This window comes from Paenarthrobacter sp. 2TAF44, assembly GCF_052114885.1.
Classification (GTDB): Bacteria; Actinomycetota; Actinomycetes; order Actinomycetales; family Micrococcaceae; genus Arthrobacter.
This window is the reverse complement of the sequence record NZ_JBFRFP010000012.1, coordinates 69,419-95,741: the sequence shown is the minus strand read 5'-3', so window position 1 is coordinate 95,741 and position 26,323 is coordinate 69,419. Positions and strand designations below refer to the sequence as shown.

Sequence of the window (26,323 nt, the reverse complement as noted above, 5' to 3'; positions counted from 1 at the left end):
ATTGCGCGGGATTGGCTCATGCATGCCGGCCACGAGGGTGGTCAGCAAAGGAGGCGGGACACCGGATCAGTGTCCCGCCCCTTTCCATCACAGTGGTGTGGTTACTTGGAAACTGTTCCGAGGCGGAACTTGAAGGATGCGTCCAGCGTCTTATCGACGCCGTTCACGCTACTTCCGGCCACCGCGACTTGAGCGCCCTGCAGCAGGGGCAGGGTTGAGATGTCTTTGGCCAATGCGTTCTGGACATCTTTAATGTCTGCTTCCCGCTTGGTCTTGTCAGCCTCGGTCAGCTGCTTCGCGATCAAGTCGTTCACAGTGGGGTTGTTGTAGTGGTTCTTCAGGAAGCCGCCCTCCGGGAAGAACGGAGTGAGGTAGTTGTCGGCGTCGCTGAAGTCGGGGAACCATCCAAACTGGAAAACGGGATACTCGTCAGCACGGCTCGCCTTGCTGTAAGTAACCCATTCCGTAGACTGCAGATTGACCTTGAAGAGGCCGGACTTCTCCAGCTGCTCCTTGATCATGGCGTACTCGTCACCTGAAGATCCCCCATAGTGGTCCGGGTTGTACTGCAGGTTCAAGGCAACGGGTTCGGTAATTCCGGCGTCCGCCAGCACCTTCTTTGCCTTGTCCAGGCTCGGCTTTCCGTTATCTCCATAGGCATCCTTGAACGATTCGTTGGCGCCGAGGAATCCGCTGGGCACGTTGGAGTACAGCGGGAGGTAGGTGCCCTTGTAGACCTGGTCAGCAATGGCTTGCCGGTCCACGAGGTTGGCTACGGCTTGCCGGACGGCGAGCGCCTTGGCGGTGTCAGCGCCGGCTGCCTTGGTGCCAAAAGGCATGGTGTCGAAGTTGAAGGTGATGTAGCGGATCTCGCCGCCCGGGCCCGTCAACACCTTGACTTTGGAGTCTTTGCGCAGGTCATCGACATCCGTGGCACTGAGGCTGCGGAAGGCGACGTCGATGTTGCCCTGCTGGATGTCCAACTTGAGGTTGGTGGGGCTGGCGTAGTACTTGATGGTCGCTTCGTCGTTTGCTGGCTTGCCAAGGACACCCTTGTAGTCGCCGAAGGCCTTGAAGCTGACAAGTTCGTTCTTCTTGTAGCTATCGATCGTGTATTGGCCGTAGAAAGCTTTTGCCTTGATGATCTCGTCGTCCGGAAGAACCTTGTCCGCAGGGAAGACTTCGTCGTCAACAATGGGCGCGGCAGGACTGCTGAGAATCTGGCTGAAGGTCTGGTCATTTGCGTTCTTCAGCTTGAAGACCACCGTGGTGGCATCAGGAGTGCTGACACTCGCGATGTTGGTCAGCAGGGACGCCGGCCCGGCGGGGTCGTTGATCGCAACCTGTCGGTCGAACGAGAACTTGACGTCCTTGGAGTCCAGCGTGTGTCCATTGGCCCATTTCAGGCCCGACTTGAGTTTGACCGTGTATTCCGAAGGTGCCGTGAACGAGGACGATTCCGCAAGGTCCGGGACCGGTTCAGCACCCCCTGGCTTGGAGTTCAACAGGAACGAGTAGATCTGGTTCATCACCATGAACGAACCATTGTCATAGGATCCGGCCGGGTCCAATGACGTGACTTTATCTGTGGTGCCGTAGGCGATCGGGCCGGCGGCAGCCGGGGCGGACGAGGAACCGCCGCCGGAGGGGCCCGTGCATGCAGTCAAAGCGAGGGCGGAAACGCCCGCCAGCGCGATAACGCCATGCAGGGCCTTCTTCTTCAGTGCCATCTGTGAACCTTCTGTTCGATGGATTAGGCGCACCGCCGTGGGATATTTGTGACGGGGCGCACTCTTGATTCCACGATTCAATCAGACTTCAGCGCCGCCGGGTCCTTGATTTTATGATTCGAGACACAATATTTACCTACGAGTAGGTTTTCCGGGGGACGCCAAAGGATTGCCACTGAAGGATCGCCGGAATATCTTTATTCCGAGTTGATAAGCGCTGATCACGGACAGGCGGAATGCGGCCGTGGACAGCATCCAGGCGGCGGTTCAGGGGGCCGCCGCGGTAATGGGTGCAAGTACCAGTCCTAAGGACAGGAACATGAGCAAGGCAGCCCTCTGTGTGGGGATCAACAAGTTCAAGTATTTACCCGAATCGAGCTGGCTTCACGGTTGTGTTAATGACGCTGAAGACCTGGCCGCCCTCCTTGAGGCGCAGTATGGGTTCGCCTCCTCCAGCATCAAGGTCCTGAGAGATGCCAAGGCCAACAAAAAGTCCGTGATGGCTGAACTCAACAAGTTGGTCGATAGCGCGGTGGACGGAAAGTCCGACCACATCGTCTTCACCTTCTCCAGCCATGGCACGCAGATACCTGATACCAGCGGCGATGAGATGGATCGGCTGGACGAGGCCTTCGCCTGCTACGACATCAACAATGCCGGCGACTCATGGGACCCGGAGACGGTGATCAGTGACGACGAGTTGGCAACGCTCTTCGGGCGGCTGCCGGAGGGCGTCCTCATGGACGTCGTCCTGGACACTTGCCACAGTGGCACTGGACTGAAGTCCCTGGACCTCTTGCCGGGCCGACGCCCGCGTTTCCTGCCTGCCCCAACGCCCCGGGCTGTGGTCGCAAACGAGTCCAGTGACTCCCGCACCCTTCGCGACCTTGTGAAATCAGCAAAGTTATCCAAGCCCGTGCTGATGGCAGCCTGCCGATCGGATCAGACGGCTGCGGACGCCCTGATCGAGGGCCGCTACAACGGAGCCTTCACCTATCACTTTGTGAAGACCCTGCAGGGCAACGGCACAGCAGGACGGGCGGAAGTACTGAAGCTGGTGAGCAAAGGGCTCAAAGGCGGCGGTTTTGATCAAGTCGCCCAATTGGAAGGCACGACGGCGGCACGCAAGGCTGCGTGGGGCAGCTAACTTTCGCTCGTGTCACCTCAGGGGCACCAGCTGTTCCCGCGACCTTATTCCGCGCCCCTATTCCCCCGTGCCGTGGAACTTGTCCCTGACACCGGAAGACGCGGCTTCCTCGGCGTCGTGCTGTTGATCGGAACCAAACAGCATTCCTTGCCGCTCCCGGTCCATCACCGGTTTAAGGGCGGCATACACAAGCCGCCCACCGGCGTCGAATCTGAGGACTCCTCCTCCACGGACGTCCACGAATTCCCGCCGCGTCTTCAGGCCAAGGCGGACGTAGGCCTCCTTACGGCTCATCCGCACCGTTTGAATGAATGATGCCCCGATTTCGGAGATGATGAAGCCGTCCGGTGATACGCGTTCGGACGTACGCACCCTGGTGGAGCTCAGCGGAGTACGCCGCTCCAGCCGGGCCGCGTCCAGGAGCCTCGGGTTTTCCCACACGAAGCGTTGGACTTCCTGGGGATCGGACCCCAGTGCCGAAAGCCGGATCGGATAGCGAAGCCCTTGGTAGTTATCCACCCCGCTGATGTTGTTCAGCGACACCCGGCGGATCCCAATGGCCGAGAATTCCGTTTGGAGGGCATCCCGATAGCCGTAGGTGTCTTCCGGGACCATGTCCAGATCCGCGGCAATGATGCCACGCAAGAGGTCCCGCCAGGTAACGTCCACGGGTGGCATGTAGGAAAGGCCCCTGATCACCATGCGCAGGACCCTCATGGCCACAATTGAACCGGATTCAGCTTTCTGCTGCAGGCTTTGATTGTCCCCAAAACGGGCATTTCTTTCCGACCACAACCGCTGGACGGCCCGGAGTACTGCCCCAACCACCACAGCCCCGCGGGCGTGCGGGTCCAGCATGGTTTGCCAGCCCTCAGGAACGGAGCCAACAAATGGTTCCCTCAAGGGACCACGGGCGAAAAGGTCCCTCGCAAAGTCAAAGAGGGATCTTATCAGGATCGCGTCGTCCACGATCTGCCCTGCCTCAAAGCCTTCCCCTGCAGCTTCAAGTTCCCGGAAGACCACCTCACGGGAAGAAAACACCGACAATATGGCCACCAGGTCTGCCAGTGCCTCGTGCATGGCAAGTTGCTCCATGGTGGCCAGCTGGTCTGCCCATGCTGGCCGGAAGCCGTCAAGGATCGCATGGGTGACTTCGTGGGCAACGATGTCCCTGTACAGCGCAGTGGGTACTTTGTAGCCCATGCGGTCCACTGAACCGAAGCGGATGGTGTTGGTACCGCGCTCATATCCGGTATCGATGGCCGTGACGCGATCCCTTGCCTTCAGGACCACCCGCCCCTCCGGGTTCCAGGGCATCCGCCGGCCGAGCGTGGATTCGAAGATATCCAGGGTGCTCATGGCCACGCCGTAGACGTGCTGGGCAAGGAAGCGAGTATCGTCCAGGAGTTCGCGAAGGTCCGTGGGCGGAGGTTCTGAAATCAGTTGCCAAGGGTCGCCTTGGCGCGTCAGGGTAACTGGCGAGACATTGGTTCCACGCCACTTCCGAATGTGGATCGCGTAGCGGTGCCCAGTGGGACCACGCCGGAGCCGCTCTACGGGTATCCGCACTTGGGCTGTCAGCGGTGGCGCCCCGCCGCTGCCTATCGGCCCCTCTGCAAGCACTATCACGGAGACCATCTGCCCGGCTTTGATGTCTCCAGGGCTCTTCTTTGGAAATGCCACAGTCATCGCCATCCCGAGTGCGGACCCCAACATACCGCAGCGGTGCGCTGCTTAGGCCAGTATGGGGGCCCTCAAACCCGGAGGCAATAATGCGGTAACGGCTAGAGAATTGCCCTCTGCAGGGAACGAGCGGCGTCGATGGTTGCCTGTCCCAGTACCCGGGCGCCCTGATACAGCACAACGGTCTGGCCAGGTGCCACTCCCCGCAGCGGTTCGGTCAGGGTGACCACCAGTTCGGCCCGCTCAATACCCTCGTCATCGGCAACCGGCTCAATGTGTGCACGGGCCGGCACAGGGTCACCATGGGCCCGCACCTGGGCGTGGCACTCGAATTCCGCACCAGTCCCAACCTCGGAGATGGGCAAACCAGCCCAGGACACCTTGATTCCACGGATTTCATCGATGGCAAGGAGCGCTTCCGGCCCCACAACAACCTTGTTTTCCTTAGGCCGGATTTCCAGGACGAACCGGGGCTTGCCATCGGAGGCCGGGGTGCCCAGCTTCAGTCCCCGGCGCTGGCCCACGGTGAAGGCGTTGGCACCCGGGTGCTCGCCTACCTTCGTGCCAGTTTCGTCCACGATGTCGCCAGTTGTCATTTCGATTTTCTCGGCCAGCCAGCCACGCGTATCTCCGTCGGAGATGAAGCAAATATCGTGGCTATCCGGCTTGTTGGCCACCGACAAACCACGCCTCTCGGCCTCGGCCCTTACTTCGGCCTTGGAGGGGGTGTCCGCCAGCGGGAACATGGAGTGCTTGAGCTGCTCATGAGTCAGGACGCCCAGGACATAGCTTTGGTCCTTGGCCCAGTCGGCCGCACGATGCAGTTCGCGGTTGCCGTCCGCATCTTCGATTACCTTGGCGTAGTGCCCGGTGCAGACAGCGTCAAAGCCCAGGGCAATGGCCTTTTCCAGCAAGGCAGCAAACTTAATGCGCTCATTGCAACGCATGCACGGGTTCGGCGTGCGCCCGGCAGCATATTCGTCAATGAAGTCCTGAACGACATCTTCCTTGAAGCGTTCGGAGAAGTCCCACACGTAGTAAGGAATCCCCAGGACGTCGCAGGCCCGCCACGCATCACGGGAGTCTTCAATGGTGCAGCAGCCCCGGCTTCCGGTGCGAAGGGTGCCAGGCATGCGCGACAACGCAAGGTGGACTCCGACGACGTCGTGTCCGGCCTCGACGGCGCGGGCGGCTGCCACGGCGGAGTCGACTCCGCCGCTCATTGCTGCAAGTACTCGCATGCTGGCTTTCTGTGTTTTAGGGAGTTTTGGATATTGATTCCGGCTGAGGCGAGCCGGCACGCCCAACTATTCTAGCTCCCGCACCAATGTCCGTGCTAAATCCCTTGACTGTCCATAGGACCAAATCTAAAGTCAAAGTAAGTTGTTTTAGAAAATGCCAACACAAAGATGGGCTGAAATGACACATGAACGAATGGTCATCGCCGGCGGCGGGCTGGCCGGTGCAACCACAGCAAAAACCCTTCGCTCAGAAGGCTTTACTGGACCCATTACCCTCCTGGCATCCGAGGAACGGATCCCTTACCTTCGGCCACCTCTGTCCAAGGAGTTCCTTCTGGGCAAGGCCGACGAAGATAGCGTCCCGGTGATGCCGGCCGGCTGGTACGAAGAAAACGACGTCGAACTCCTGCTGGGCAACCCCGCAGTGGGCATCGATGCGGGAAACCGGACCGTAACCCTAAGGAACGGCGGAACCCTTGACTACGCCAAACTGCTGATAGCCACTGGAGCGCAACCGCGGCAGATTCCGCTGCCCGGCGCCGAGTTGGAGGGCGTGATGACTTTCAGGACCTTTGAGGACAGCCTGCGCCTGCAATCCCTGCTCAGGGACGGCGGCAAGCGTGTTGTCATGGTGGGTTCCGGATGGATCGGCATGGAGCTGGCCGCGGCTGCCCGCAGCTACGGCAATGATGTGGTCCTGCTCGGTTTGGAAGAAATCCCCCTCAGTGCCGCCATCGGCCCCGAACTGGGCAACTACTTCCGGGCACTCCACGAAGAGAACGGCGTGAGCTTCAGGCTGCCTGCGAGCGCTGCTGCCATAGAGGGGAAGGACGGCCAGGCCTCCGCGGTGCGAACCAACACGGGCGAAGTCCTGCCCGCAGATATCGTCATCATTGCGGTTGGGGTAGTGCCTGACACATCGTTGGCTGAGACAGCAGGGCTACGCCTGGACAACGGAGTCCTGGTGGATTCCGCACTTCGCTCAAGCGCCCCGGACATCCTTGCAGCAGGTGACGTTGCCAACGCCCTGCATCCCTTCACCGGAGAGCATCATCGCAGTGAGCACTGGGCAAACGCACTTAACGGCGGCAAAGTGGCCGCCAAGACGATGCTGGGCCAAAATGCCGCCCTGGATGTTGTCCCCTATTTCTATACGGACCAGTTCACGCTCAGCATGGAATACTCGGGTTTCCCCACTCTGACCTCCGGCGTAGAGCCTGTAATTCGCGGCTCGCTCGATGACGGCAGTTTCATCGCGTTCTGGATGCGCGATGGCCAGAAGGAGCAGGGCGAAGTGGTGGCCGGCATGAGCGTGAATATGCGCCGCGTGCAGAAGCCGATCAAGTCGCTGATTTCTGGCCGGGTGCCCGTAGACGTAACCCGCCTGACAAATCCCGATGTTCCCCTTGAGGAGCTTTTGCCTGGCGACTGATTTCCTGGCTAAAACTCCGTGGTGCCCCGTCGCGCTACCGTTGCCGCTGTCTGGATGCTGGATTCATGACCGGCCATGCCTGCTTGGCGAGCCCGCAAACAAGCTTCGGGCAGGGCGTTGAGCAGTGCCTCAACATCGGCATCTGTTGAGCTGTGCCCCAAGGTGAAGCGTTGAGCACCACGGGCAGTATCTTCATCCAGCCCCATGGCCAGGAGGACGTGGGAAGGGCGGGGCACCCCTGCCGTACAGGCCGAACCCGTAGATGACTCAACACCTGCGAGGTCCAGAAGGAACAGCAGAGAATCTCCCTCGCAACCGGGAAAAGTAAAGTGGGCGTTGCCGTGCAGCCGACCGTCCCCGGGTGCCCCACGGAGCACCGCGTCCGGCACAGCCTCCCGAACCCCGGCAATGAGTCGGTCCCGCAGCCTGCTGATTCGCTCGGCCTCCGTGGCCAGATTAGCCGTAGCGGCCTCCGCAGCCGCCGCGAAGGCGGCAATGGCCGGCGTATCCAATGTTCCCGAGCGCACATCGCGCTCCTGCCCGCCGCCGTGTTGAACCGGAGTCAACTTGATCGCTCGCCCAAGGAACAACGCGCCGACTCCGACGGGTCCGCCGAGTTTATGCCCTGACACTGACATCGCGGCGAGCCCGGACGAGCGGAAGTCGACCGGAACGGAACCGAATGCCTGGACAGCATCCGAGTGCACGGGAATGCCGTATCGGCTGGCCAGTTCGACTATCTCTGCAACCGGCTGGATGGTGCCCACCTCGTTGTTGGCCCACATCACCGTGACAAGCGCAACGGAGTCGGGGTCGCGCTCCAGTTCGCGCTGCACAGCATCGAGCTGCACCGCACCGTCTGCATTGACAGGCAGCCACACGGCTTCGGCCCCCTCATGACGCTCAAGCCACTCCACCGTGTCCATGACCGCATGATGTTCGACGGCGGAGCACAGGATTCGGGTCCGGCGTGGGTTTTCGTCATGGCGGGCCCAGAAAAGGCCCTTGACGGCCAGGTTGTCGGCCTCAGTCCCACCCGAGGTGAAAATTACCTCGGACGGGTGGGCGCCAGCGGCCGCCGCCAGCGTTTCGCGTGCATCTTCAACGGCGCGCCTTGCCCGACGCCCGGCTCCATGGAGGGAGGACGGGTTGCCGGTTCGCGCCAGCTCGCGCGTCATGACGGCAAGGGCTTGGGCCGACATAGGTGTGGTGGCGGCGTGATCGAGGTATACAGGCACGTTGTAATTCTACCGGCGGCGTAATTCCATCGACGGCGTCAGTGTCCAGTTTTGGGGTCAGGTCTTGGAGCCCGGTTCCAGGCTGCTAATCCGGGCACAACAATGACCAGAACCAGGTTCCGGAAGGACGTTGTCAGCACTAAGACCGGATGCGGTGGCCGCGCCCTTAAGGAATGCGCCATTCATGGCGCAGACCACCTCCTCATGATCCTGCGAAAGCCGATGGAAAGGGCAGTTAAGCAGGCGGTATCCTCCGGCGTCATCAGCGGTTGGCTCATAGCCAAGGTCCGCCAGGGCACCCAGGAAATCGCCGGGCCGGCCCGCTTCCTGGCCCTTGCGGTCGGCAACATCCATCAAAGCGTCCCGCACGGGCAGCTCGCCTTTGAGGGAACGCGTGATCGCTGTAGCCATCAGATCCCCAGCGAGATCGTACTGGCGCTCAGGGACTGAGGCCACAACCTCGTCCATGGCCGGGCGGTAGAGCTTGGCAGGCCGGCCGGAACCGGGCCCGGCTTTGTCGGAGGACTTTCTGAACTCCACTTGCAGGACGCCGTCCTTGACCAACCGATCCAAATGGAAGGAGGCCGTGCTTCGGGGAATACCGAGGGCACGGGCCGCTTCGTCCCGCCCTACGGCATCAGCAGAGCCGCGCACGTAGGCGAACAACACCCTCCGGTTGTCGTCGTCCAAAGAGGCGATCGCCGAAATCCTTTGGAGCCAAGAGTGGCGTGCAGTGGTCATACAGCCAGAATATCTCTAAAAACAAGATTCGTTGCTTAATCTGAGAAGGAGATCTAAAATCAAGATACCTATTTTTAGAAAGGAATGCGTCATGGAAGCCGCAACCACCCACATGAGCCCCAAGTCCAGCCGCAGCGACCTCCGGGACCCTTCCCGGCAGGCCTTTGTCCTCCTGAGGACGATCTTCACGATTGCCCCGATCATTTTCGGGCTCGACAAATTCACCAACCTCTTGGTGGACTGGACGGTCTACTTGGCGCCCGCAGCCACCGCCGTGGTACCTGTTTCAGCCCAGACCTTCATGTACGGCGTGGGAGTCATCGAAATTATCGCCGGCATCCTCGTCGCCCTGCGGCCGCGCTGGGGATCCCTCATTGTCGCCGCCTGGCTGCTCGGCATCATCGTCAACCTACTGGTGCTTGGCTCGTTCTTCGACGTCGCACTGAGGGACTTCGGCCTGCTGGTGGGAGCACTCGCGTTGAACCGTCTTGCCACCGTGTTCAAGAAATAGCAAAGCGTCAAAGAAACAAACTCACTCTGGTGGGACCACGGCCAACTGGGACTGGACCTCAGCCCTGGCCTTGGCCAGGGTCCCACTATCGGGACATGCAACTGATACATACACAGAGGAAGCCGGGCTGCTGAAAAGTCTGGCGAGTACCAGGGCAGCGGTGCCGCCGGAAGCCGGAGCTGATTCCAAGGCCAACAATTCCACGTGGCGCTCCGGCTCGCCGGAATCCTGGCCCCAGCCCAATGAGGTGCCCCAACGCAATGAGGCTGGCCTTAACTTCTCCACAACAATTCCAGGATCCAAGTAGCGGAACAGTTCCTTCGTGGACGCGGCGTCATCGCCCGGCACCACCAATGGCCTCTGATTAACGCTGACCCGGACAACCACCACGCACCCATCAGTCTTCGCGTACCGGGTTTCACCTTGCAAGCCGGAGTGCACAACGGACCATCCCTGCACCTCTTCAAGGCGGCTGGACACTAATACCGGATCTCCAGGCGCCAATGTTCCTCCCGCACTCAAAGGCAGGTCCTTCGCGGCGAGAGCCTCAGCATCATGTCCGGGCGTGATGGTTGGGGTGGACAGCGTCGACTCGGAAGGTGAAGGCTTCGGTGCTGAGGGATCAGGCACGTTCACACTGCATCCGGCAAGCAGCGCACCCAAAGCAGCCAGCGCACCCAAAACAGCAATGGCAGCCCAACCAGGCTTGGCGCCCGCCATCGCCGGGGCCTGACTTCGCGCAACCCTCCGTACCATCGGCGATCCTCTCTTTTGGCGGCGAGTCTTTTTGCTGGGAGCCGCTTCTGCCGCCATCGAGTCTAACTGCCTGCAGCAGCGGTTCAGCTAGGCAAGGACGCGGAGACCACGGGGTACAACCTCGACCTCCACAGGCAATCTGCCCACGCGCTCGCCGTCGGCGTAGGCCACTACACCTTCTGCCTCCAGGCGCACTTTCCGTACCCGGCGGATCTCCACGGCCGGATGGCCAAGGTGTTTGCCCGCGAAGACCTTGGGAAACACTGCCAGGAAACGCAGCCGCGACAATGGCTTGACCACAAACAAATCCAGCCACCCGTCGTCGGGCAAAGCATCGGGCGTAATCCTCATCCCGCCTCCGATCGATTGGCCGTTCGCCACAGAAATCAGCAACGCCGGTTGGCGCCACTGCTCGCCGTCGGCAGTCACCGTGTATTCGATACGCCGGAACGAACCGAGTTCACGGAGCATCGCCAGGTTGTAGCGGCTCTTTCCCCGGGGCCAACGCCACGAGTTCGCCCTTTCGTTGACAGCAGCATCAAATCCGGCCGACAGGACCCCCGCAAAATAGGTGCTTCGCCCGCTGGCGGTGACGCGTCCGGCGTCGATCTTCCGCCCGCCCGCAGCCATTGACTCCAGCAAGCGATTACAGGCGGCATTCGTGTCCGTGAGTGGCAGGCCCAGCAGCCTGGCAACATCGTTGCCAGTTCCAGCAGGAACAATTCCCAGCGGCACATCCAATCCGGCGAGCGCGTTGACGCCCAAATGGACCATGCCGTCCCCGCCCACCACAACCAGCGCACTGATGCCTGAAGTCAGGGCCTCATCAACCAAGGTCCGGAGGTCGTTATAGCTCCCCGCTTCCAGCACGACGACGTCACAACCCCGGGCGCGAAGGCAGGCCGCGGCTTCGTCCCCGGCAAGACCGTGACGGCCGAACGATGCTGTTGGATTGATGGCAAGGGCGATCTTGGGCGCCGGAGGATTCACCTGCTGAATTATGCCAGCCGGGAACCACGGAGCCCGCTGCCGACGTTCTCATAGTGGCTGGATAAACTGGCCATACCGCCCCGCCCCTGGAGCGGACCACCATCCTAGAGAAGGGCCTGTGCTTGGCCGAGGGCAGCAGTTCCCACTATCAGGTTCTTCGCGTGTCCGTCACTGCGACGGACAAGGAGATCAAGGTGGCATATCGGAAGGCCGCCCGGAAGGCCCACCCCGATCACGGCGGCGAAGCCGAAATGTTCCGCCGTGTAACGCTCGCTTATGAGACCCTGATTGATCCGAAGCGTCGGGCCGAGTATGACCGGAGGTATGCCAGCGGCGCCTCCGTCCGCTCCCAACCACGTCCGGGCGACTACACAGGCGCGGCGGCGCCGGGAGCGGCGACCAGTACGGGGGTCAGACGTCCGCAGGCCCCGCGCAACACGGCAGGCGATCCGCCCGTTTACGTTCCGGCCTTTGATGACCCTCTTGAGGTTCCCCTCATTTCGATGGCAGAAGCTGCCCGGCAGGTCCATGGCTTGCCGCGAAAGCGCGGCATTTTTGGAGCCGAAGCCCGCATCCAGCGCGAGATGCGTACGGTTCAGCTCATCAGCAGGCAGGTCCTGCCTGCCATCCCCGCCGCAAGGCTCATCAACGGGCTCCGCTCGCCCTCTGACAACAACCACATCGACCACGCAGTGCTTTCCGGCTACCGGCTGGCATTGGTTGGTTCCATGCTGTTGCCCAGGGGCGCCTACGCGTGGGACGGCAATTCGTTGCGCCACGGCGGCCGGTCCGTAGCCCCGCCGCAGCTCGCCCAAATCGTCCGCCACATGCAGGACATCTTCCCCGAGTTGAACGTCACCGGCTGGGTGGTCCTGCACAGTCCTGACGGCAACCTGCACGAACCAGTCATTGACCAGTACGGCAAAGGGCAGTCCAGCCATAACGCGGTTGAGGTGGTCAACGGCGCAGGATTGGTCCGCGGGTTGAAACAGTTCCTCGGTTCAGGACCAGCACCCAACACCGTGGTGGTTCCAGTTCTTGCCCGCTTGCTCCGCGGCATGCACTGAGATCGGCTTTCTCCGGGACTGGTTGAGTCAGTATGAGGCCGGTCCGATGGGACTGACTCGAACGGGACTGGCTAGGATGGGACGGTGTTCCGCATCCTCTTCCACACTCCAGAAATCCCGGGCAATACGGGCAACGCCATCCGTTTGGCCGCCATCACCGGCGCCGAACTCCATCTGGTGGAGCCTCTGGGCTTTGACTTTTCCGATGCCAAGCTGCGCCGGGCGGGCCTGGACTACCATGATCTCGCCGTCGTTACGGTACATAAGGACATCAACGCGGCTTGGGCTGCCCTGCAGCCTGAGCGAGTGTTTGCGTTTACGTCCGACGGCGAAACGTCCTACACGGATATCAACTACCGTGAGGGTGACGTCCTGATGTTCGGCCCTGAATCTGTGGGCCTCCCGGATTGGCTGAAGAAGGATTCGCACGTCACTGCCCGGGTGCGGCTCCCGATGCGACCTTCCCTGCGTTCACTGAACCTGGCAAACGCCGCGTCCATTGCGGTTTTCGAGGCGTGGCGCCAGAACGGATTTGCCGGCGCCAAGGTCTAGCCCATCCGCGGCGCCCACAGCTGCGAATAACCTATGCAGGATCAATTCCTGCCTTTGATATTCAATGAGGGAGCAGACGTGAGCGCGCTGGAGACCCAGGTGGTGGCGGCAACCCGCTGCACCGCTGTGCGCACAACGCCGGGCCCTCGTGCTGCGGGTTTCAAACCGCACGACTTATGCTGGACAGTGATGGACATCCCCAACAATCCTGGCCCCCCGGTCGTCGAGACTTCTGGCACGGCGACAGACCTGAACTCGCAGCTCACTGACCTGCTTGAATTGATTGCTGCGGGCGATCAGGACGCCTTCGCTGAGTTTTATCGGCTAACCTCCAGACGAGTCTTTGGCATGGCCAGGCGCGTCCTGATTGACTCCGAGCTGAGCGAAGACGCCACCCAGGAAGTCTTCGTCCAGGTCTGGCAGGGCGCCGCCAGGTTCGATCGCGCATCCGGCAGCCCCATGGCCTGGGTGATGACCATCGCGCATCGCCGTGCCATTGACCGCGTTCGTGCCGTGCAGGCAGCCACAGACCGCGAAGCCCGATACGGCGCAGCGAGCCAGGACCTTGATCGCGACGTCGTATCCGAGGAAGCCGAGACGAACTTTGAGGCCGAGGCCGTCAGCCGGTGCCTTGGCACCTTGACGGACACACAGCGGGAATCGGTCCGCCTGGCCTATTACGGTGGGCTCACTTACAGGGAAGTTGCGGAGCATCTTGGTGCCGCGGTCCCTACCATCAAGTCCCGCATCCGCGATGGACTCCTGCGCTTGAAGACCTGCTTGGGGGTGGGCTGAAATGAGCGAAAACAAAGGTGGAGGATTTGTCCGCAGAATGTTCGCCAATGACATCGCAACCGACTTGGCCGAGGGTCGGGTCCTCGAACTCGCGGAAATCTATGCCTTGGACGCGGTTACTGAATCCGAACGGGCCCTGATTGACGATTACGTCAAGGACGCCCCGGAAGGTCCAGCGTTCCAGGAGCGGGTCAGACAGGCCCGCGAGACCCTGGTGGCAGGTTTCGCCCCTGAGGAAGAGCCGCCCCCTGCCGTCTTCGCCAAAATTATGGACCGGATCAACCGGGAATCCGCAGATTCCCCTGCAGGGCCGGGCAGTGATCCAAAGCCGGAGCCAGTCCTCGACGAACTGGCACTCGCCCGGACCAAGCGCCGAGAACGCCGCGGTCTCGGGCGCGGACGCGCCTGGCTGGTGGGCGCAGCGGCTGCTGCCGTCATCGCCGTCGGTGGCGTGGGTGTAGGCGCGTACATAGCCGGCCAAAACGATCCCGTGAACCAGGTCCTGCAGGCCCAGGACGTCCAGAAGAAGACGGCCCAGGTTCCCGGAGGCGGCACGGCTACCATTTCCGCTTCCTCCGCCAAGGACTCCTTTGTGGTGTTGATGGACGGCGTTGCCCCGGCACCCGACGGTAAGGTCTACCAGTTGTGGACGTTGCCGAAGGATGGATCTGCCCCTGTGCCGCAGGGCACTATGGACGCCGAGACGTTGTCCAAGCCGGCGGTGGTGAAGGGATTGTCCACAGCTTCCTCAGTAGCTATAACGGTGGAGCCCACTGGCGGATCAAGCTCGCCCACGCAGCCGCCTGTGTTGGTGGTTCCGCTGAGCGCCTGACGTCGGCCAGACGGCGTCATCGCTTTAAGGCCCGACGGCGGCCGCGCACCTTCCGTGAGGTAGGTGGGGCGGCCGCCGTCGTTCTTGCCTGCAGTTGACCGGCAGCTACAACACGAGCGACAACAGCATCACGAAGCCGAAGCCAACCAGGGAGATCAAGGTCTCCATCACGGACCAGGTCTTGAAGGTCTGACCGACTGTCAGGCCGAAGAGCTCCTTGACCAGCCAGAAACCAGCATCATTCACGTGCGAGAGGAACAGCGAGCCTGCACCGATTGCCAAGGCGAGCAGTGCCGCGTGGGTCGGGGTCAAACTGCTGGCCAGGGGCGCGACAATGCCCGCAGCAGTCACGGTAGCTACAGTGGCGGAGCCCGTGGCGAGGCGGAGTGCCACCGCCACAATAAAGCCGAGCACAAGGACGGACATGTTGGCACCTTCCGCCCACTTCTTGACGGCGTCGCCCACTCCAGCACCAATCAGTGTCTGCTTGAAACCACCGCCGGCTCCAACTATCAGAAGGATCGCTGCGATGGGGCCGAGGCTGTCGCCCAGCTTGGCAGTGATCTTGCTGCCAGTGAATCCCACTGCGTAGCCGAAGCTCACAGTGGCAGCAAGTACCGCCAAGGTCATGGCGACCAGGGGCTGGCCCACGAAATCGAAGAAGATCCTGATCATCGGAGCAGTGGCCGCGTCCGGCCAGATAATGTCTCCCAAAGCCTTTAGCAGCATGAGGACTACCGGGAAAATGATGGTCAGCAGCGTCACCAGGAACGAGGGCTGGCGCTTGACGTCGCTAAGATCGGCGCGGTGCTTGGTGTCGATTCCACCCGCCACGGCGGGAGCGTTTACCGGAACCCAACGTGCAGCCAGCCGGGAGAAAAGCGGTCCACAAATGATGACCGTGGGAATGGCCACGAGGATGCCCAGGCCCAGCGTTGTTCCCAATTCAGCTTTTACGGCGCTGATGGCAATCAGGGGTCCCGGGTGCGGGGGCACCAGGCCATGGAGCACTGAAAGGCCCGCCAAAGCCGGTATCGCGATGCGCATGAGCTTCATCCCGGATCTCTGCGTCACAAGGACAATCACGGGAAGCAGGAGCACAAGACCGATTTCGAAGAACATCGGCAGGCCAATGATCACTGCCACAAGCGTGATCATCCAGACAATCTTGTTGCCGGTGGCCTTGGCCAACAACGTATCCACTACCCGATTGGCTCCGCCGGAGTCCGCGAGCAACTTGCCAAGCATTGCGCCCAAGGCAATCAGGAGGCCAACTTCCTTGAGGACGCCGCCAACTCCGTCCTCGAAGTTGGTAATGACCTTGCCCAGTTCCACGCCTGAGGCGAGGCCGACAAACGCCGAGCCCAGCACCAGCGCCAGGAATGGGTGGAATTTCAGCTTGGCGATCAGGACCACAATCAGCGCAATACCCAACGCTGCCACCACAAGAAGCTGGGTGTCGTGCGCGGACCACTCCTGCACCTGTGTGGCCGTTTCCAGCGCGATCATGACGCTGCCGCTTCGGAACCGGCGCCCAGGGGACGCAAGCCGAGCCGTTCGATGATTTCGTCCGCCTCCTCAGCGGGCGAGGCGGAAACACACAGCGAGATGTAGTTCTCGTCTTCTGTGGGTTCCTCAAGTGCTTCGAACTGGGACTCCAGGAGCGACGGCGGCATGAAGTGGCCGTGCCTTGACGCCAGCCGGTCCGAGATCTTGTCTTTGCTCCCTTGCAGGAAAACGAAAACAACCCCTTCGCCCCTAAGTACGTCGCGGTACTTCTTCTTCAACGCCGAGCACGTGATGATGGCCGGCGTACCGGCATCTGTGTGCTCACGGATCCACTGGGCAATGATGCCAAGCCAAGGCCATCGGTCCTCATCGCTGAGGGCCTGGCCCGCGTGCATCTTGGCCACATTGGCTTCCGGATGGAGATCGTCGCCTTCGGCGAGATCCCATCCAAGCTTTCCGGCGAGTACGCCGGCTACAGTCGACTTGCCCGAACCGGAGACTCCCATAATCACCAGTACGGGTTGCTGTGCAGTCTTCGCCATCAAAGTCTGCCTTCCTCGAATAAATATGATTTAACCGAGGTCCAGCATATGACACGGGTTACATATCGGCAATGTCAGAAGCCGGCGATAGTACTGGATCCGTTAACGGACACCACGTGGAAACTCTCAGCACTTGCGCCGGCAGGGAGCCCTGCACGCGCACCGTTGGCCATCAACATGCCACGGACCACACGCTCCATCCCCTCGATGTCCGGGTGCTGGCTCGCGTGGATGCGGATCGCATCGAGCTTGGCATCAACATGCTTGGTGACGTCCACGAAATGGTTCTCACGGTCCTCTGGACTTGAGATAAACCATAGCCAGGGCAGCTTGTAGGCCGTCAGTCCGGCCTCGACCAATTCAGGATAGGCAAAGGGATTCTCCACGGCAGGATAAACCGCCCTGGTCACAGCTTCCCCTGCTGCGAGGTGGTCGGGGTGGCTCTTCTGGAGGCGGTCCCAGTTCCGTTCCGGGTGCATGGTCAACACGATGTCCGGGCGGATTTCCCGGATCAGCTTCACAACCTGCTTGATGACGTTGTGTGTCGGCTCAAGGTAGCCATCGTGTTCGTGCAGGTAGCGGATGTCGTTGACTCCCACCAACTCTGCCGCGCGTTGCTGTTCTATGGCACGGAGTTCGATAATGCGTTCCCGGTCAACGGGATCAAACCCGCCGGCGTCGCCGTCAGTCATGATGCAGTAGGTGACCTGTACGCCGGCAGCAGTCCAGGCAGCTATGGTTCCTGCAGCTCCGAAGTCGATGTCGTCAGGATGGGCAGTAAAACAAAGCACCCGCTCAACACCCTCCGTGGAGGCGTTGAACGGGCTCTTTGCTGACGAAACGCCAGAAGTCAAAGGGATCAGCCTTTCCGCTTTTTGATCTCAGCTGTTGCTTGCGGCACAACTTTGAACAGATCGCCGATGATGCCGAAGTCCGCGATCTCAAATACAGGAGACTCTGCATCCTTGTTGATGGCCACAATGACCTTGGACGTCTGCATTCCTGCCTTTTGCTGGATTGCTCCTGAGATGCCTGCCGAAATGTACAGCTGCGGAGAGACAGTCACACCGGTTTGGCCCACTTGCGCGTCGTGGCCAATCCACCCTGCATCCGTTGCTGCCCGCGAAGCACCAACCGCAGCGCCAAGGGCATCGGCGAGTTCTTCCAACGGGCCAAAGTCGCCATCGACGCCCCGCCCGCCGGCCACAACGATCCGGGCCTCGCTGAGGTCGGGCCGGCCACTGGCGGGCTTCTCAGTGCGGGAGGAGATCCGGGCCGCATTCGCTGCAGCATCTGCAGGAACCTCAACCTTGGCTGTCGCGGGAGCTGTCGCTGCGCCTGCCGGCTCTGGTTCCACGATGTTCGCTTTTACGGAAAAGACTGCCACCGGAGTGGTGGCCTTCGCCGTGGTGTTGTACGAACCCGCGAGGACCGACTTGTGGGCAGTGCCGTCCGCCTCCAGACCAACGACGTCCGTGATGACTCCGGCGTTGAGCTTAATGCCGAGTCGTCCCGCGATCTCTTTGCCCTCGGGCGAGTTTTCGATCAGGACAGCGGTGACGCCTGAAGCCGCCACTGCAGCCGCGAGGTACGCGGCCTTCGGCGCAACCAGGTAGTCGTCCAGATCCGCCACAGAGGGCTGGTAGATCGTCGCCACGCCATAAGCACCCAAGGTGGCCGCGACGTCGTCGGTCAATTCACCGTTGAACGCGACGGCGGTCTCCCCCAGCTTCCGCGCAAGGGTCAGGAGCTCCAAGCTGCTCTTCTTGAGCGCAGCTCCGGGGTTGTCAATGAAAACAAGTGCATTTGCCATGATTGGAGTCCTTTAGAGCAGCTTCTGTGCGGCCAGGAAGTCGACGAGCTTGATGCCGGCGTCGCCCTCGTCGGTGATGATCGTCCCTGCGGTTCTGGGCGGGCGGGCAGCTGCAGACTCCACAACCGTCCACGAGCCTGACTGGCCTACCTCGGAAGGATCGACGCCGATATCGGCAAGCGACAACGAGGCAATCTTCTTCTTCTTGGCTGCCAGGATTCCCTTGAAATTGGGGTACCTGGGTTCGTTGATCTGGTCTGTCACCGAGACGAGTGCAGGAAGCTGCGCTTCAACGGTCTCCGAGTGGGAGCCGGCATCCCGGCGTGCCACCACGGTGCCGCCGTTAACCTCGAGGGTGGAAGCAAACGTGAGCTGCGGGAGCGACAACCGCTCCGCGAGCTGAGCCGGGATGAGTGAGGTCTCGCCGTCCGTGGAAGCCATGCCGGTCAGGACCAGGTCCACCGGGCGTCCATCGGCGGAGAGATGGCGGATGGTGGCCGCAAGCGCCAATGATGTCGCGGCGGCGTCCGAACCGGCCAGCGCGTCATCGCTGAGGTGGACCCCGGAGTAGGCGCCAATCTGCAACGACTTCTTGACTGCGTTTACTGCACCGGAGGGCCCCATGCTGAGGGCAATGACCTCGTTGCCGGCTTTGGCCCCGCCACGCTCTTCGGCCAGCTGCAGTGCTGCCTCAAGCGCGTACTCGTCAAGTTCGGACAAGATGCTCTCATCGCGGTCAGTCGTGTTGCCGGGTCCGGTGATGTGCCGGTCGAACTGCGCGTCCGGGACGTGCTTGACCAGAACGACAATCTTCAATGTCTCTTCCACTGTCTTCGAAGCAGCCTTCCATGCTTGTGGACGGCCAACCGCAGGAGCGTGGCCGTGAATTGCCCAGCGCGTGGGCTCCCCCTAGCTAAGCATATTGCCCGCAGAAATCCACTGCGCGCATTAACGCCTGTTTCATCAGCAACGGCACCCGGCCGTGGACGCGCCGACGGCGGGCCACACCACTGAGGTGCCGCCCGCCGTCGTCCGCTGTGCCAGCAGCAGTTTCCTGCTGTTGGGGTTTGTTAGTGCTCTTCGGGTTGTTAGTGCTCTTCGGGTTGTTATTGCTGTGCGGCGTCCAAAGTAACTTCTACTTCCTGCGACTGGCCGTTGCGCTGGATAGTTACCTTCACCTTCGCGCCGGCGGCCTGTTCGCGGACGGCCGCGGTCAACTGGTTGGGGTCAGTCACCTGGTAGTCGCCGAACTTGGTGACGACGTCGCCAACCTTGATGCCCGCCTTCGCCGCGGCGGAACCCGTGGTCACCGAAGCAACCTCTGCGCCAACGGAGAATCCGGAGTCGCTGCCCGTGGACGACTTCGATCGTACAGAGACACCAAACTGGCCATGGCTAGCCTTACCGGTATCGATGATTTCCTGTGCAACGCGCTTGGCGTGGTTGATCGGGATGCTGAAGCCAACGCCGATGTTTCCAGTGGAGGAATCTGCTGTGCCGCTGCCCGCGGAAGCGATAGCAACGTTGACGCCGATGATCTCGCCCTTGCTGTTTACCAGCGCGCCACCGGAGTTGCCGGGGTTGATGGCAGCATCCGTCTGGATCACGTTGATCGAGATTGAGCCCTCATTCGCGCTCGGCTGGCTCTGGCCGCCACCTGGAGGTGCAAACTGGAAGCCCTGGTCACCGCCCTGGGAGTTGTCAGTACCTTCCTTCGGGGCAGCCGAGGAAGCGACGCTGATGGTGCGGTTGAGTGTGGAGACGATACCGTCCGTCACCGTGCCCGTCAGGCCAAGGGGCGAACCAATCGCGACGGCGGTGTCGCCCACGTTGATTTTCGAGGAATCCCCGAGCGTAGCCGGCACCAAACCGGAAGTATCGTCCACCTTGATAACTGCCAGGTCCGAGAGAGGATCAGTTCCAACAACCTTGGCCTTGAGAACCTTTCCGTCACTGGTACGGACCTCGATGGCGGCATTGGATGTTGCGCCATCCAGCGTGACGACGTGGGTGTTGGTCAGGATGTGGCCTTGGTCATCGATAATGATGCCGGAGCCCGTTCCGCCCTCGTTTCCACTCGTTGCCTTGATGGTGACCACGCTCGGAGACGCCTTCGCCGCTGCTGCGGTGATGACGTTGACGTCGTCCTTGTTATTCACAATTACCGTGCTCGACTGGCCACCACTTGATGCCGCCGGTGCCGGGTTGTCCAAAAGCGCGGTGCTGCCTGCCACCACACCGCCACCTACCAGGCCAGCGGCAAGAATGCTGGCAATGAGCGTTCCAATACCGAATGCCGGCTTGCGCTTGGTGCCGACGGAGGACTGCTGACCCGGAGCGCTGTGGAGGTTCGGGTTCCCAGGATTGGTGCCTCCGCCATAGAACGGCTGGTGCTGCGGGTAGTTGGGACGGTGCCCCGGGTCCTGGTGCTGCGGACCGCCGTAGTACTGCGGCTGGGTGTTGGCATGCGGGCCTTGGTTTGCGTTGGTGTGAGGTGCCGATTGGGCAGGTGGCTGAAAGGCCGGCAGCGGAGTCGTTGCATGGGTACCGGTTCCCTGCCCGGAGTTCCAACCAGGCTGCTGTGCGTGCTGCTGTGTCGGCTGCTGTGGCTGCTGGTGGGTGGCAGCGGAGTCAGGCCTCGCAGCGGGATCCCGCGGCTCGGACGGATCACGGTTCTCTGGTGCGTTGCCCTGCGCTGGGTTCTCCGTCATGGGTCTTCCTTTCATCCTTGTCTTCCATAACTATGGCCCTTTTTACTGGAACAAAATCGGACGTTCGCTGGGAGCTTCCTGAAAGCCAACCGCCATGCTGCAGCAGAGCCAGCGTGAAGGGCTAACGCGGCAGACACAGAGACCCTCAACGCCCAGGCATCGCGCGTTTCTCCCGTGTTTCGCTGGTGGCATATTCAAGGCTGTGGACGGGGTATGGGGTGCACCATAGAATCAAGTGGAATTGCCACAGCGACCTGCGGCTTTACAAACCATGCGTGGGGGCGCTGAGCATTCTGTGACGATTGGTTCGCCTTGTTCCAGTCGCAGACGTGCTGAAGGGTTGCACATGCGGTCAATAGTGAAACGTGTACTCGCCGTGATTGGCGTGGCTGGAATGTTGGCCCTCCCGGCCGGCGCCGCCTGGGCTGCAGATCCGGTGACCATACCGTCCGGCCAAAACATCGTGGATGATGCAAATGTCCTGGGCAGCCGCAAGGGTGAAGTGCAGGAAGCCATCCAGAAGACGCTCAAGGACCACAAGTACAACTTGTACGTGGTTACGGTGAACTCCTTCGAAAACCCTTCATCGCCTGCGGAATGGGTTAAGGCCGTTGCCACCAAGAAGGGCATGGGCAAGGCCGACGCCATTCTGGCAATCTCCACGGCAGGTCAATACAACTTCGCCCTGAATTCAGGGAGTTCCATTTATTCCAAGCAGTCCACCATCGCGCAGAACGCCGTTGTTGCCAACCTGGCTGGTGGCAAGAAGGACTATGCCCAGGCAGCAATTGATACGGCCGCAGCCATTGGCGACGCGGCTGGCGGTGGAAGCGGTACCGTGCCGAGCGGCAACGGTGGTGTCGGAGTCCTTGTCGGTGTCGGCGTAGTAGCAGCAGGCGGCGCGGCCACCTATCTCTACCTGCGCAATCGCCGCAAGAAGGTTGGCCAGGCATCCAGCGCCAGCTACGGTCCCCAAGGAGAAGAGCTCGACCCGCTGGCAGCCCTCAGCATTCCGGAGCTGCGTCAGAAGAGCGGCTCGTTGCTGATCGAAGCTGATGACGCCATCAAGTCCAGCGAACAGGAGCTTGGGTTCGCACAGGCCCAATACGGTGATTCGGCGATCGGCAACTTCACCAAAGCCCTGCAGGAAGCCAAAGCCCACATGACCGAATCGTTCAAGCTGCAACAGCAGCTGGACGACCATATCCCGGACACCGAGGAACAACAGCGGACATGGCTCGGAGAGATTATTCGACGTTCGGAGGCGGCCCTCGCATCACTGCGTGACCAGAAGGCGGACTTCGACTCCCTTCGCGAACTCGAGAAGAAGGCTCCGCAGGCCTTGGCCACGGTTACGGCAGGTGCCCGGGAAGCCGACTCCAGGATCGCCACCGCGGAGCAATCCCTTGAGGGCCTCCGCAGCAAGTACGCCGAGTCCGCGTTGACGCAGGTATCCGACAACATCCTCCAGGCCAAGGAACGCCTGGCGTTCGTGCAGAATGCTGCCACCACCGCCCAGGAAAAACTGTCTGCCGGCGAAAACAGCCTGGCTGCCGTAGCGGTTCGCGCTGCCGAAGAAAGCCTGCATCAGACGAACGTCCTGATCGACGCTATTTCCAAGACGGCAGGCAGCCTTGACGAGGCACGAGCCTCCTTGGAAAGCGCCGTTGCGGAGACCAGCCAGGACCTCGCGCAGGCCAGGGCCATGATCCAGTCGGGTGAACATCCTGAACTCGCCGGCCCTGTGGCTGGTGTGGAGGCGGCGTTGGGCCAGGTCAAGGCTGAAATCCAGGGTGGCAAGATCGACCCCATTGCTACGTTGACCCGCGTAGAAACAGCGCACCAGGCGCTTGATCAGTCATTGTCCGGCATCCGGGACCAGCAGGAACAGGCCCGCCGCGCACAAGCATCCTTGCAGCAAACCATCATGGCGGCACAGGCCCAGATCAGTGCGACCTCGGATTACATCACGGCCCGTCGAGGCGGCGTTGGGACAGAGGCCCGCACCCGGCTCGCTGAGGCCCAGCGCAATCTCGACTACGCTTTGTCGATCTCGCGCAATGACCCGGTCACGGCTCTGACCTACGCCCAGCAGGCACACTCACTCGCTGCGCAGGCAGCGCAGCTGGCGCAGGCCGACGTCGACCACTTCGGCTATGCCGACCAAGGCTACGGCCGCGGCGGCATGTTCGGGGGTGGCGGCGGAGGCGGTGGTCTTGGAGGCGCAATCCTCGGCGGCATCCTCATCAACTCCATCTTCAACAGCGGTGGCGGCGGTTGGGGCGGCGGTAACAGCGACGGCGGTGGCGGCGGCGGATTCTTCGGCGGCGACTCCGGCGGCGGCGACTGGGGCGGCGGTGGAGGGGGAGACTTCGGCGGCGGCGACTCTGGAAGTTTTTAGCCCCACAGTTTAGATGGGGTCGATGCCCCGTCTAGGAGCGGTACAACAACTGATCACTGATTTCAGTGGCTTCCACTGAGCAGGACGAAAGGCAACACCATGGTTAAGCAGTCCATTTTCGGTCGGATCTCGCAGCTCGCCAAAGCAAACATCAACGCTTTGCTGGACCAGGCTGAGGACCCGCAGAAGATGCTGGACCAGATGGTCCGCGACTACACGAACAACATTGCTGAGGCCGAGTCGGCAGTGGCTCAGACCATCGGGAACCTCCGCATGTTGCAGGCCGACTACAACGAAGACGTCAAGAACGCCCAGGACTGGGGCAACAAAGCCCTTGCCGCCTCACGCAAGGCCGACGAATACCGTGCTGCCGGTGATACCGAGGATGCCACGAAATTCGACAACCTGGCCAAGGTTGCCATCCAGCGCCAAATGACGGCAGAGTCAGAAGCACGGGCCGCCGAGCCCAGCATTGCGTCCCAGACCGAGGTTGTGGACAAGCTCAAGAGCGGGCTTGACCAAATGAAGAACAAGCTCAACCAACTCACGGCCAAGCGTAATGAACTCGTGGCCCGTTCCAAGACCGCTGCTGCGCAGTCGCAGGTGCACGATGCCCTGAAGAGCATCGACATCATGGACCCCACCAGTGAGGTTGGCCGCTTCGAAGAGAAAATTCGCCGCGAGGAGGCCAAGGTCCTGGGCCAGCAGGAGCTTGCTGCATCCAGCTTGGACGCCCAGTTCAACCAGCTGGAAGACCTTGGGGAGCAGACCGAAATTGAGGCGCGTCTTGCGGCCCTCAAGTCCGGCGGCAGCAAGCCTGCCATCGGGGCCGGTGCCCCTGCATCCAGCAGTGCAACCATCGACGAAACCGATTTCGACAAGCTCTGACGATGTGAGGGCTTGGCGGCCCTGTGATATTGCCTGAACCGATGTTGGCTGGACCGATGTTAGCTGGACCGATGTTAGCTGGACCATGTGGAATGGCCGGATCCCACTTGGGGATCCGGCCATTTCGTTCTCTGAGGGCAACCCCGCCTAGACCGAGGAGGGCTCCAACGGATCCTGGCTGGGACTGACATCCGTGGCCACTTCAGCACGAATTTCGAAACCTTTTGGGTGGAAATAGGTCACAGTGCATTCAAGGACTTCACCGTGTGCTCCCAGTGTGGTCCTTTCCAAGCGCGGGACCATGGGAAATTCGCGGACATTCAGTGCATCGGCGAGGTGCTCCGGCGGGGCGTGCATCGTGACGGTGATTTCAGCACGCTGAAGGGGCTTGGACGTCCTGTCCTGGATGACCTGGTAGATGGAATTGCGCTCGGCGTCCGCGAGGCTGATATGACGGCCAATGTGCGAGGGAATGAAGATTTCAGCAATGGCATAGGGCCAACCGCCGCTTGAATAGGAACGACGGATCACGAGGACAAGATTGTCATCGGACACCAGCTTGGCTGGCACGGACCTATCCTTCTCCATCCACTTGTATTCGATCAGGCCTTTGACAGTCTTCATTCCTGCTGCTGTGAACGTCTCCATGAAGGGCGCCAAGCGGTTCAGCATTCGGACCGGACGCTGGGCCATGACGAAAGTTCCCTTGCCCTGCCGGCGAACAAGCAGCCCCTTCACAACGAGGGTTTCTATCGCCTTGCGGACGGTAGTACGGCTGATCCCGTACTCGTCCATCAATGATTCTTCGGTCGGGATCCGTGCGCCCGGTTCCAACCGGCTGACTTGATCAGTCAATACGTCTGCAACCTGCTGGTACACCGCTACGGGGCTGTTCCTTTGCAGGGCCTGTCGATCCAGGCCCTGGTTGTAGTCTTCCTTGACCATCCGGCCTTCCCATCCATTCCCGGCATTCCGCCATTCCGGATTTGATGCTAGCACCGGGGCTTCCAGGGGCCTGGTGCAGCCCAAAACAAAAGGTCCGGATCAGTGAAAACTGATCCGGACCTTTTCTCCAGTTGCGGGGACAGGATTTGAACCTGTGACCTCTGGGTTATGAGCCCAGCGAGCTACCGAACTGCTCCACCCCGCGTCGCAAGAACAACTCTACCGCACCCGGAAGGGTGCTTATGACCATAGTGAGGGGAAGGTGCTGCAGATCACGGCCCTGAGTGCTAGCTGGCAAATCGTCACCAGGGTCTGCGGCTCAATCGACCTTCCGAGCCTCCCCTTGACCCCGACAACCGGGCACAGTCCGGAGCCGCAGGGGACACGCAGATTCCACGGCGCCGCGGAATGGGACTACGGCTGCCCGGATTTGAGTGTTGTCGCCACCCCGCCAGCCTGTCAGGGGCGCATATGCGTGCCGACTCTTGAGCTGCGGAGGAGCATCCTTGGGTCGAGTCCGCAAGATCTGCCGCCGCCCCCAAACATCACGGGAAAACAAAAGACCCGGACCAGTGAATACTGATCCGGATCTTTTCTCCAGTTGCGGGGACAGGATTTGAACCTGTGACCTCTGGGTTATGAGCCCAGCGAGCTACCGAACTGCTCCACCCCGCGTCGCAAGAACAACATTACCGTCAGGTGAATGGCAGACCAAATCCTGACTACGTGATGTGCATCTCCCCCAACCAATATCGCTCAACGCGACTCCAGCAAGCCGCTGCCCAAGTGTTTCCTTTAA

General features: G+C 61.2%; 23 protein-coding genes and 2 tRNA genes. 9 read left to right on the top strand and 16 right to left on the bottom strand.

Annotated features, from left to right (window positions below; translation table 11 throughout):
• Nucleotides 1-101: 101 nt before the first annotated feature.
• Nucleotides 102-1,730, bottom strand: a complete 1,629-nt coding sequence (locus tag AB4Z15_RS13565) for an ABC transporter substrate-binding protein (RefSeq protein ID WP_442003759.1) — start codon at nucleotides 1,728-1,730, stop codon at nucleotides 102-104.
• 319 nt (nucleotides 1,731-2,049) lie between these two features.
• Between AB4Z15_RS13565 and AB4Z15_RS13560 the strand changes: the two genes are divergently transcribed.
• Nucleotides 2,050-2,877 carry a caspase family protein gene (locus AB4Z15_RS13560; RefSeq protein WP_442003758.1) on the top strand — a complete coding sequence of 276 codons (828 nt, stop codon included), beginning with the start codon at nucleotides 2,050-2,052 and terminating at the stop codon, nucleotides 2,875-2,877.
• A gap of 57 nt (nucleotides 2,878-2,934) precedes the next feature.
• On the opposite strand, the gene AB4Z15_RS13555 is transcribed toward AB4Z15_RS13560, so the two are convergent.
• Together AB4Z15_RS13555 and mnmA are read right to left on the bottom strand one after the other, a co-directional pair.
• A complete protein-coding gene (locus AB4Z15_RS13555; RefSeq protein ID WP_442017688.1) occupies nucleotides 2,935-4,560 on the bottom strand; it encodes a hypothetical protein in 1,626 nt (541 codons plus the stop codon).
• Nucleotides 4,561-4,661: 101 nt separating this feature from the next.
• The gene (gene mnmA, locus AB4Z15_RS13550; RefSeq protein ID WP_442017718.1) at nucleotides 4,662-5,783 is read right to left on the bottom strand and encodes a tRNA 2-thiouridine(34) synthase MnmA; all 1,122 of its coding nucleotides are present in this window, start codon (nucleotides 5,781-5,783) and stop codon (nucleotides 4,662-4,664) included.
• Between the two features lie 196 nt (nucleotides 5,784-5,979).
• On the opposite strand from mnmA, the gene AB4Z15_RS13545 reads away from it, so the two are divergent.
• On the top strand, nucleotides 5,980-7,233 hold the full coding sequence (locus AB4Z15_RS13545) for an NAD(P)/FAD-dependent oxidoreductase (protein ID WP_442017687.1): 1,254 nt from the start codon (nucleotides 5,980-5,982) through the stop codon (nucleotides 7,231-7,233).
• Between the two features lie 8 nt (nucleotides 7,234-7,241).
• Here AB4Z15_RS13545 and AB4Z15_RS13540 read toward each other — a convergent pair whose 3' ends face one another.
• Nucleotides 7,242-8,471 carry a cysteine desulfurase family protein gene (locus AB4Z15_RS13540; RefSeq protein WP_442017686.1) on the bottom strand — a complete coding sequence of 410 codons (1,230 nt, stop codon included), beginning with the start codon at nucleotides 8,469-8,471 and terminating at the stop codon, nucleotides 7,242-7,244.
• Nucleotides 8,472-8,528: 57 nt separating this feature from the next.
• Complete coding sequence (locus AB4Z15_RS13535; protein ID WP_442017685.1) at nucleotides 8,529-9,212, bottom strand: helix-turn-helix transcriptional regulator; 684 nt, start codon at nucleotides 9,210-9,212, stop codon at nucleotides 8,529-8,531.
• A gap of 91 nt (nucleotides 9,213-9,303) precedes the next feature.
• On the opposite strand from AB4Z15_RS13535, the gene AB4Z15_RS13530 reads away from it, so the two are divergent.
• Nucleotides 9,304-9,723 carry a hypothetical protein gene (locus tag AB4Z15_RS13530; RefSeq protein WP_442017684.1) on the top strand — a complete coding sequence of 140 codons (420 nt, stop codon included), beginning with the start codon at nucleotides 9,304-9,306 and terminating at the stop codon, nucleotides 9,721-9,723.
• 21 nt (nucleotides 9,724-9,744) lie between these two features.
• Here the strand turns inward: AB4Z15_RS13530 and AB4Z15_RS13525 are convergent, their stop codons facing one another.
• The gene (locus tag AB4Z15_RS13525) at nucleotides 9,745-10,443 is read right to left on the bottom strand and encodes a hypothetical protein (RefSeq protein WP_442017683.1); all 699 of its coding nucleotides are present in this window, start codon (nucleotides 10,441-10,443) and stop codon (nucleotides 9,745-9,747) included.
• 123 nt (nucleotides 10,444-10,566) lie between these two features.
• Nucleotides 10,567-11,469: a diacylglycerol/lipid kinase family protein gene (locus AB4Z15_RS13520; protein WP_442017682.1), complete on the bottom strand. Its 903-nt coding sequence runs from the start codon at nucleotides 11,467-11,469 to the stop codon at nucleotides 10,567-10,569.
• A gap of 122 nt (nucleotides 11,470-11,591) precedes the next feature.
• Here AB4Z15_RS13520 and AB4Z15_RS13515 point away from each other — a divergent pair, with 122 nt between their 5' ends.
• The 4 genes from AB4Z15_RS13515 (at nucleotide 11,592) to AB4Z15_RS13500 (ending at nucleotide 14,715) form a co-directional block, all read left to right on the top strand.
• On the top strand, nucleotides 11,592-12,536 hold the full coding sequence (locus AB4Z15_RS13515) for a J domain-containing protein (RefSeq protein ID WP_442017681.1): 945 nt from the start codon (nucleotides 11,592-11,594) through the stop codon (nucleotides 12,534-12,536).
• An 84-nt stretch (nucleotides 12,537-12,620) separates the two neighbouring features.
• Nucleotides 12,621-13,088, top strand: a complete 468-nt coding sequence (locus AB4Z15_RS13510; protein ID WP_216924056.1) for a tRNA (cytidine(34)-2'-O)-methyltransferase — start codon at nucleotides 12,621-12,623, stop codon at nucleotides 13,086-13,088.
• A gap of 78 nt (nucleotides 13,089-13,166) precedes the next feature.
• Nucleotides 13,167-13,883, top strand: a complete 717-nt coding sequence (gene sigK, locus AB4Z15_RS13505; protein ID WP_442017680.1) for an ECF RNA polymerase sigma factor SigK — start codon at nucleotides 13,167-13,169, stop codon at nucleotides 13,881-13,883.
• 1 nt (nucleotide 13,884) lies between these two features.
• On the top strand, nucleotides 13,885-14,715 hold the full coding sequence (locus AB4Z15_RS13500) for an anti-sigma factor (RefSeq protein ID WP_442017679.1): 831 nt from the start codon (nucleotides 13,885-13,887) through the stop codon (nucleotides 14,713-14,715).
• A gap of 105 nt (nucleotides 14,716-14,820) precedes the next feature.
• Here the strand turns inward: AB4Z15_RS13500 and AB4Z15_RS13495 are convergent, their stop codons facing one another.
• The 6 genes from AB4Z15_RS13495 to AB4Z15_RS13470 all read right to left on the bottom strand — a co-directional run bounded on the left by AB4Z15_RS13495 (nucleotide 14,821) and on the right by AB4Z15_RS13470 (nucleotide 21,290).
• A complete protein-coding gene (locus AB4Z15_RS13495; RefSeq protein WP_442017678.1) occupies nucleotides 14,821-16,224 on the bottom strand; it encodes a GntT/GntP/DsdX family permease in 1,404 nt (467 codons plus the stop codon).
• Entirely contained in the window at nucleotides 16,221-16,766 is a 546-nt protein-coding gene (locus AB4Z15_RS13490) for a gluconokinase (RefSeq protein ID WP_442003746.1), read from the bottom strand. Before AB4Z15_RS13490 ends, AB4Z15_RS13495 begins: the two co-directional genes overlap by 4 nt.
• A gap of 74 nt (nucleotides 16,767-16,840) precedes the next feature.
• Complete coding sequence (locus AB4Z15_RS13485) at nucleotides 16,841-17,620, bottom strand: PIG-L deacetylase family protein (RefSeq protein WP_442017677.1); 780 nt, start codon at nucleotides 17,618-17,620, stop codon at nucleotides 16,841-16,843.
• A 5-nt stretch (nucleotides 17,621-17,625) separates the two neighbouring features.
• A complete protein-coding gene (locus AB4Z15_RS13480; protein WP_442017676.1) occupies nucleotides 17,626-18,579 on the bottom strand; it encodes an electron transfer flavoprotein subunit alpha/FixB family protein in 954 nt (317 codons plus the stop codon).
• A 12-nt stretch (nucleotides 18,580-18,591) separates the two neighbouring features.
• A complete protein-coding gene (locus AB4Z15_RS13475) occupies nucleotides 18,592-19,395 on the bottom strand; it encodes an electron transfer flavoprotein subunit beta/FixA family protein (RefSeq protein ID WP_442003743.1) in 804 nt (267 codons plus the stop codon).
• 290 nt (nucleotides 19,396-19,685) lie between these two features.
• Nucleotides 19,686-21,290 carry a trypsin-like peptidase domain-containing protein gene (locus tag AB4Z15_RS13470; RefSeq protein ID WP_442017675.1) on the bottom strand — a complete coding sequence of 535 codons (1,605 nt, stop codon included), beginning with the start codon at nucleotides 21,288-21,290 and terminating at the stop codon, nucleotides 19,686-19,688.
• Between the two features lie 346 nt (nucleotides 21,291-21,636).
• Between AB4Z15_RS13470 and AB4Z15_RS13465 the strand changes: the two genes are divergently transcribed.
• Both AB4Z15_RS13465 and AB4Z15_RS13460 read left to right on the top strand, forming a co-directional pair.
• On the top strand, nucleotides 21,637-23,691 hold the full coding sequence (locus AB4Z15_RS13465) for a TPM domain-containing protein (RefSeq protein WP_442017674.1): 2,055 nt from the start codon (nucleotides 21,637-21,639) through the stop codon (nucleotides 23,689-23,691).
• Between the two features lie 99 nt (nucleotides 23,692-23,790).
• Nucleotides 23,791-24,579, top strand: a complete 789-nt coding sequence (locus tag AB4Z15_RS13460; RefSeq protein WP_442003740.1) for a PspA/IM30 family protein — start codon at nucleotides 23,791-23,793, stop codon at nucleotides 24,577-24,579.
• Nucleotides 24,580-24,726: 147 nt separating this feature from the next.
• Here the strand turns inward: AB4Z15_RS13460 and AB4Z15_RS13455 are convergent, their stop codons facing one another.
• The 3 genes from AB4Z15_RS13455 to AB4Z15_RS13445 form a co-directional block, all read right to left on the bottom strand.
• Nucleotides 24,727-25,524, bottom strand: a complete 798-nt coding sequence (locus AB4Z15_RS13455; RefSeq protein WP_442017673.1) for a GntR family transcriptional regulator — start codon at nucleotides 25,522-25,524, stop codon at nucleotides 24,727-24,729.
• Between the two features lie 131 nt (nucleotides 25,525-25,655).
• Nucleotides 25,656-25,729 (bottom strand) — tRNA-Met (locus AB4Z15_RS13450).
• Nucleotides 25,730-26,125: 396 nt separating this feature from the next.
• A tRNA-Met gene (locus AB4Z15_RS13445) sits at nucleotides 26,126-26,199 on the bottom strand.
• Between the last annotated feature and the right edge of the window lie 124 nt (nucleotides 26,200-26,323).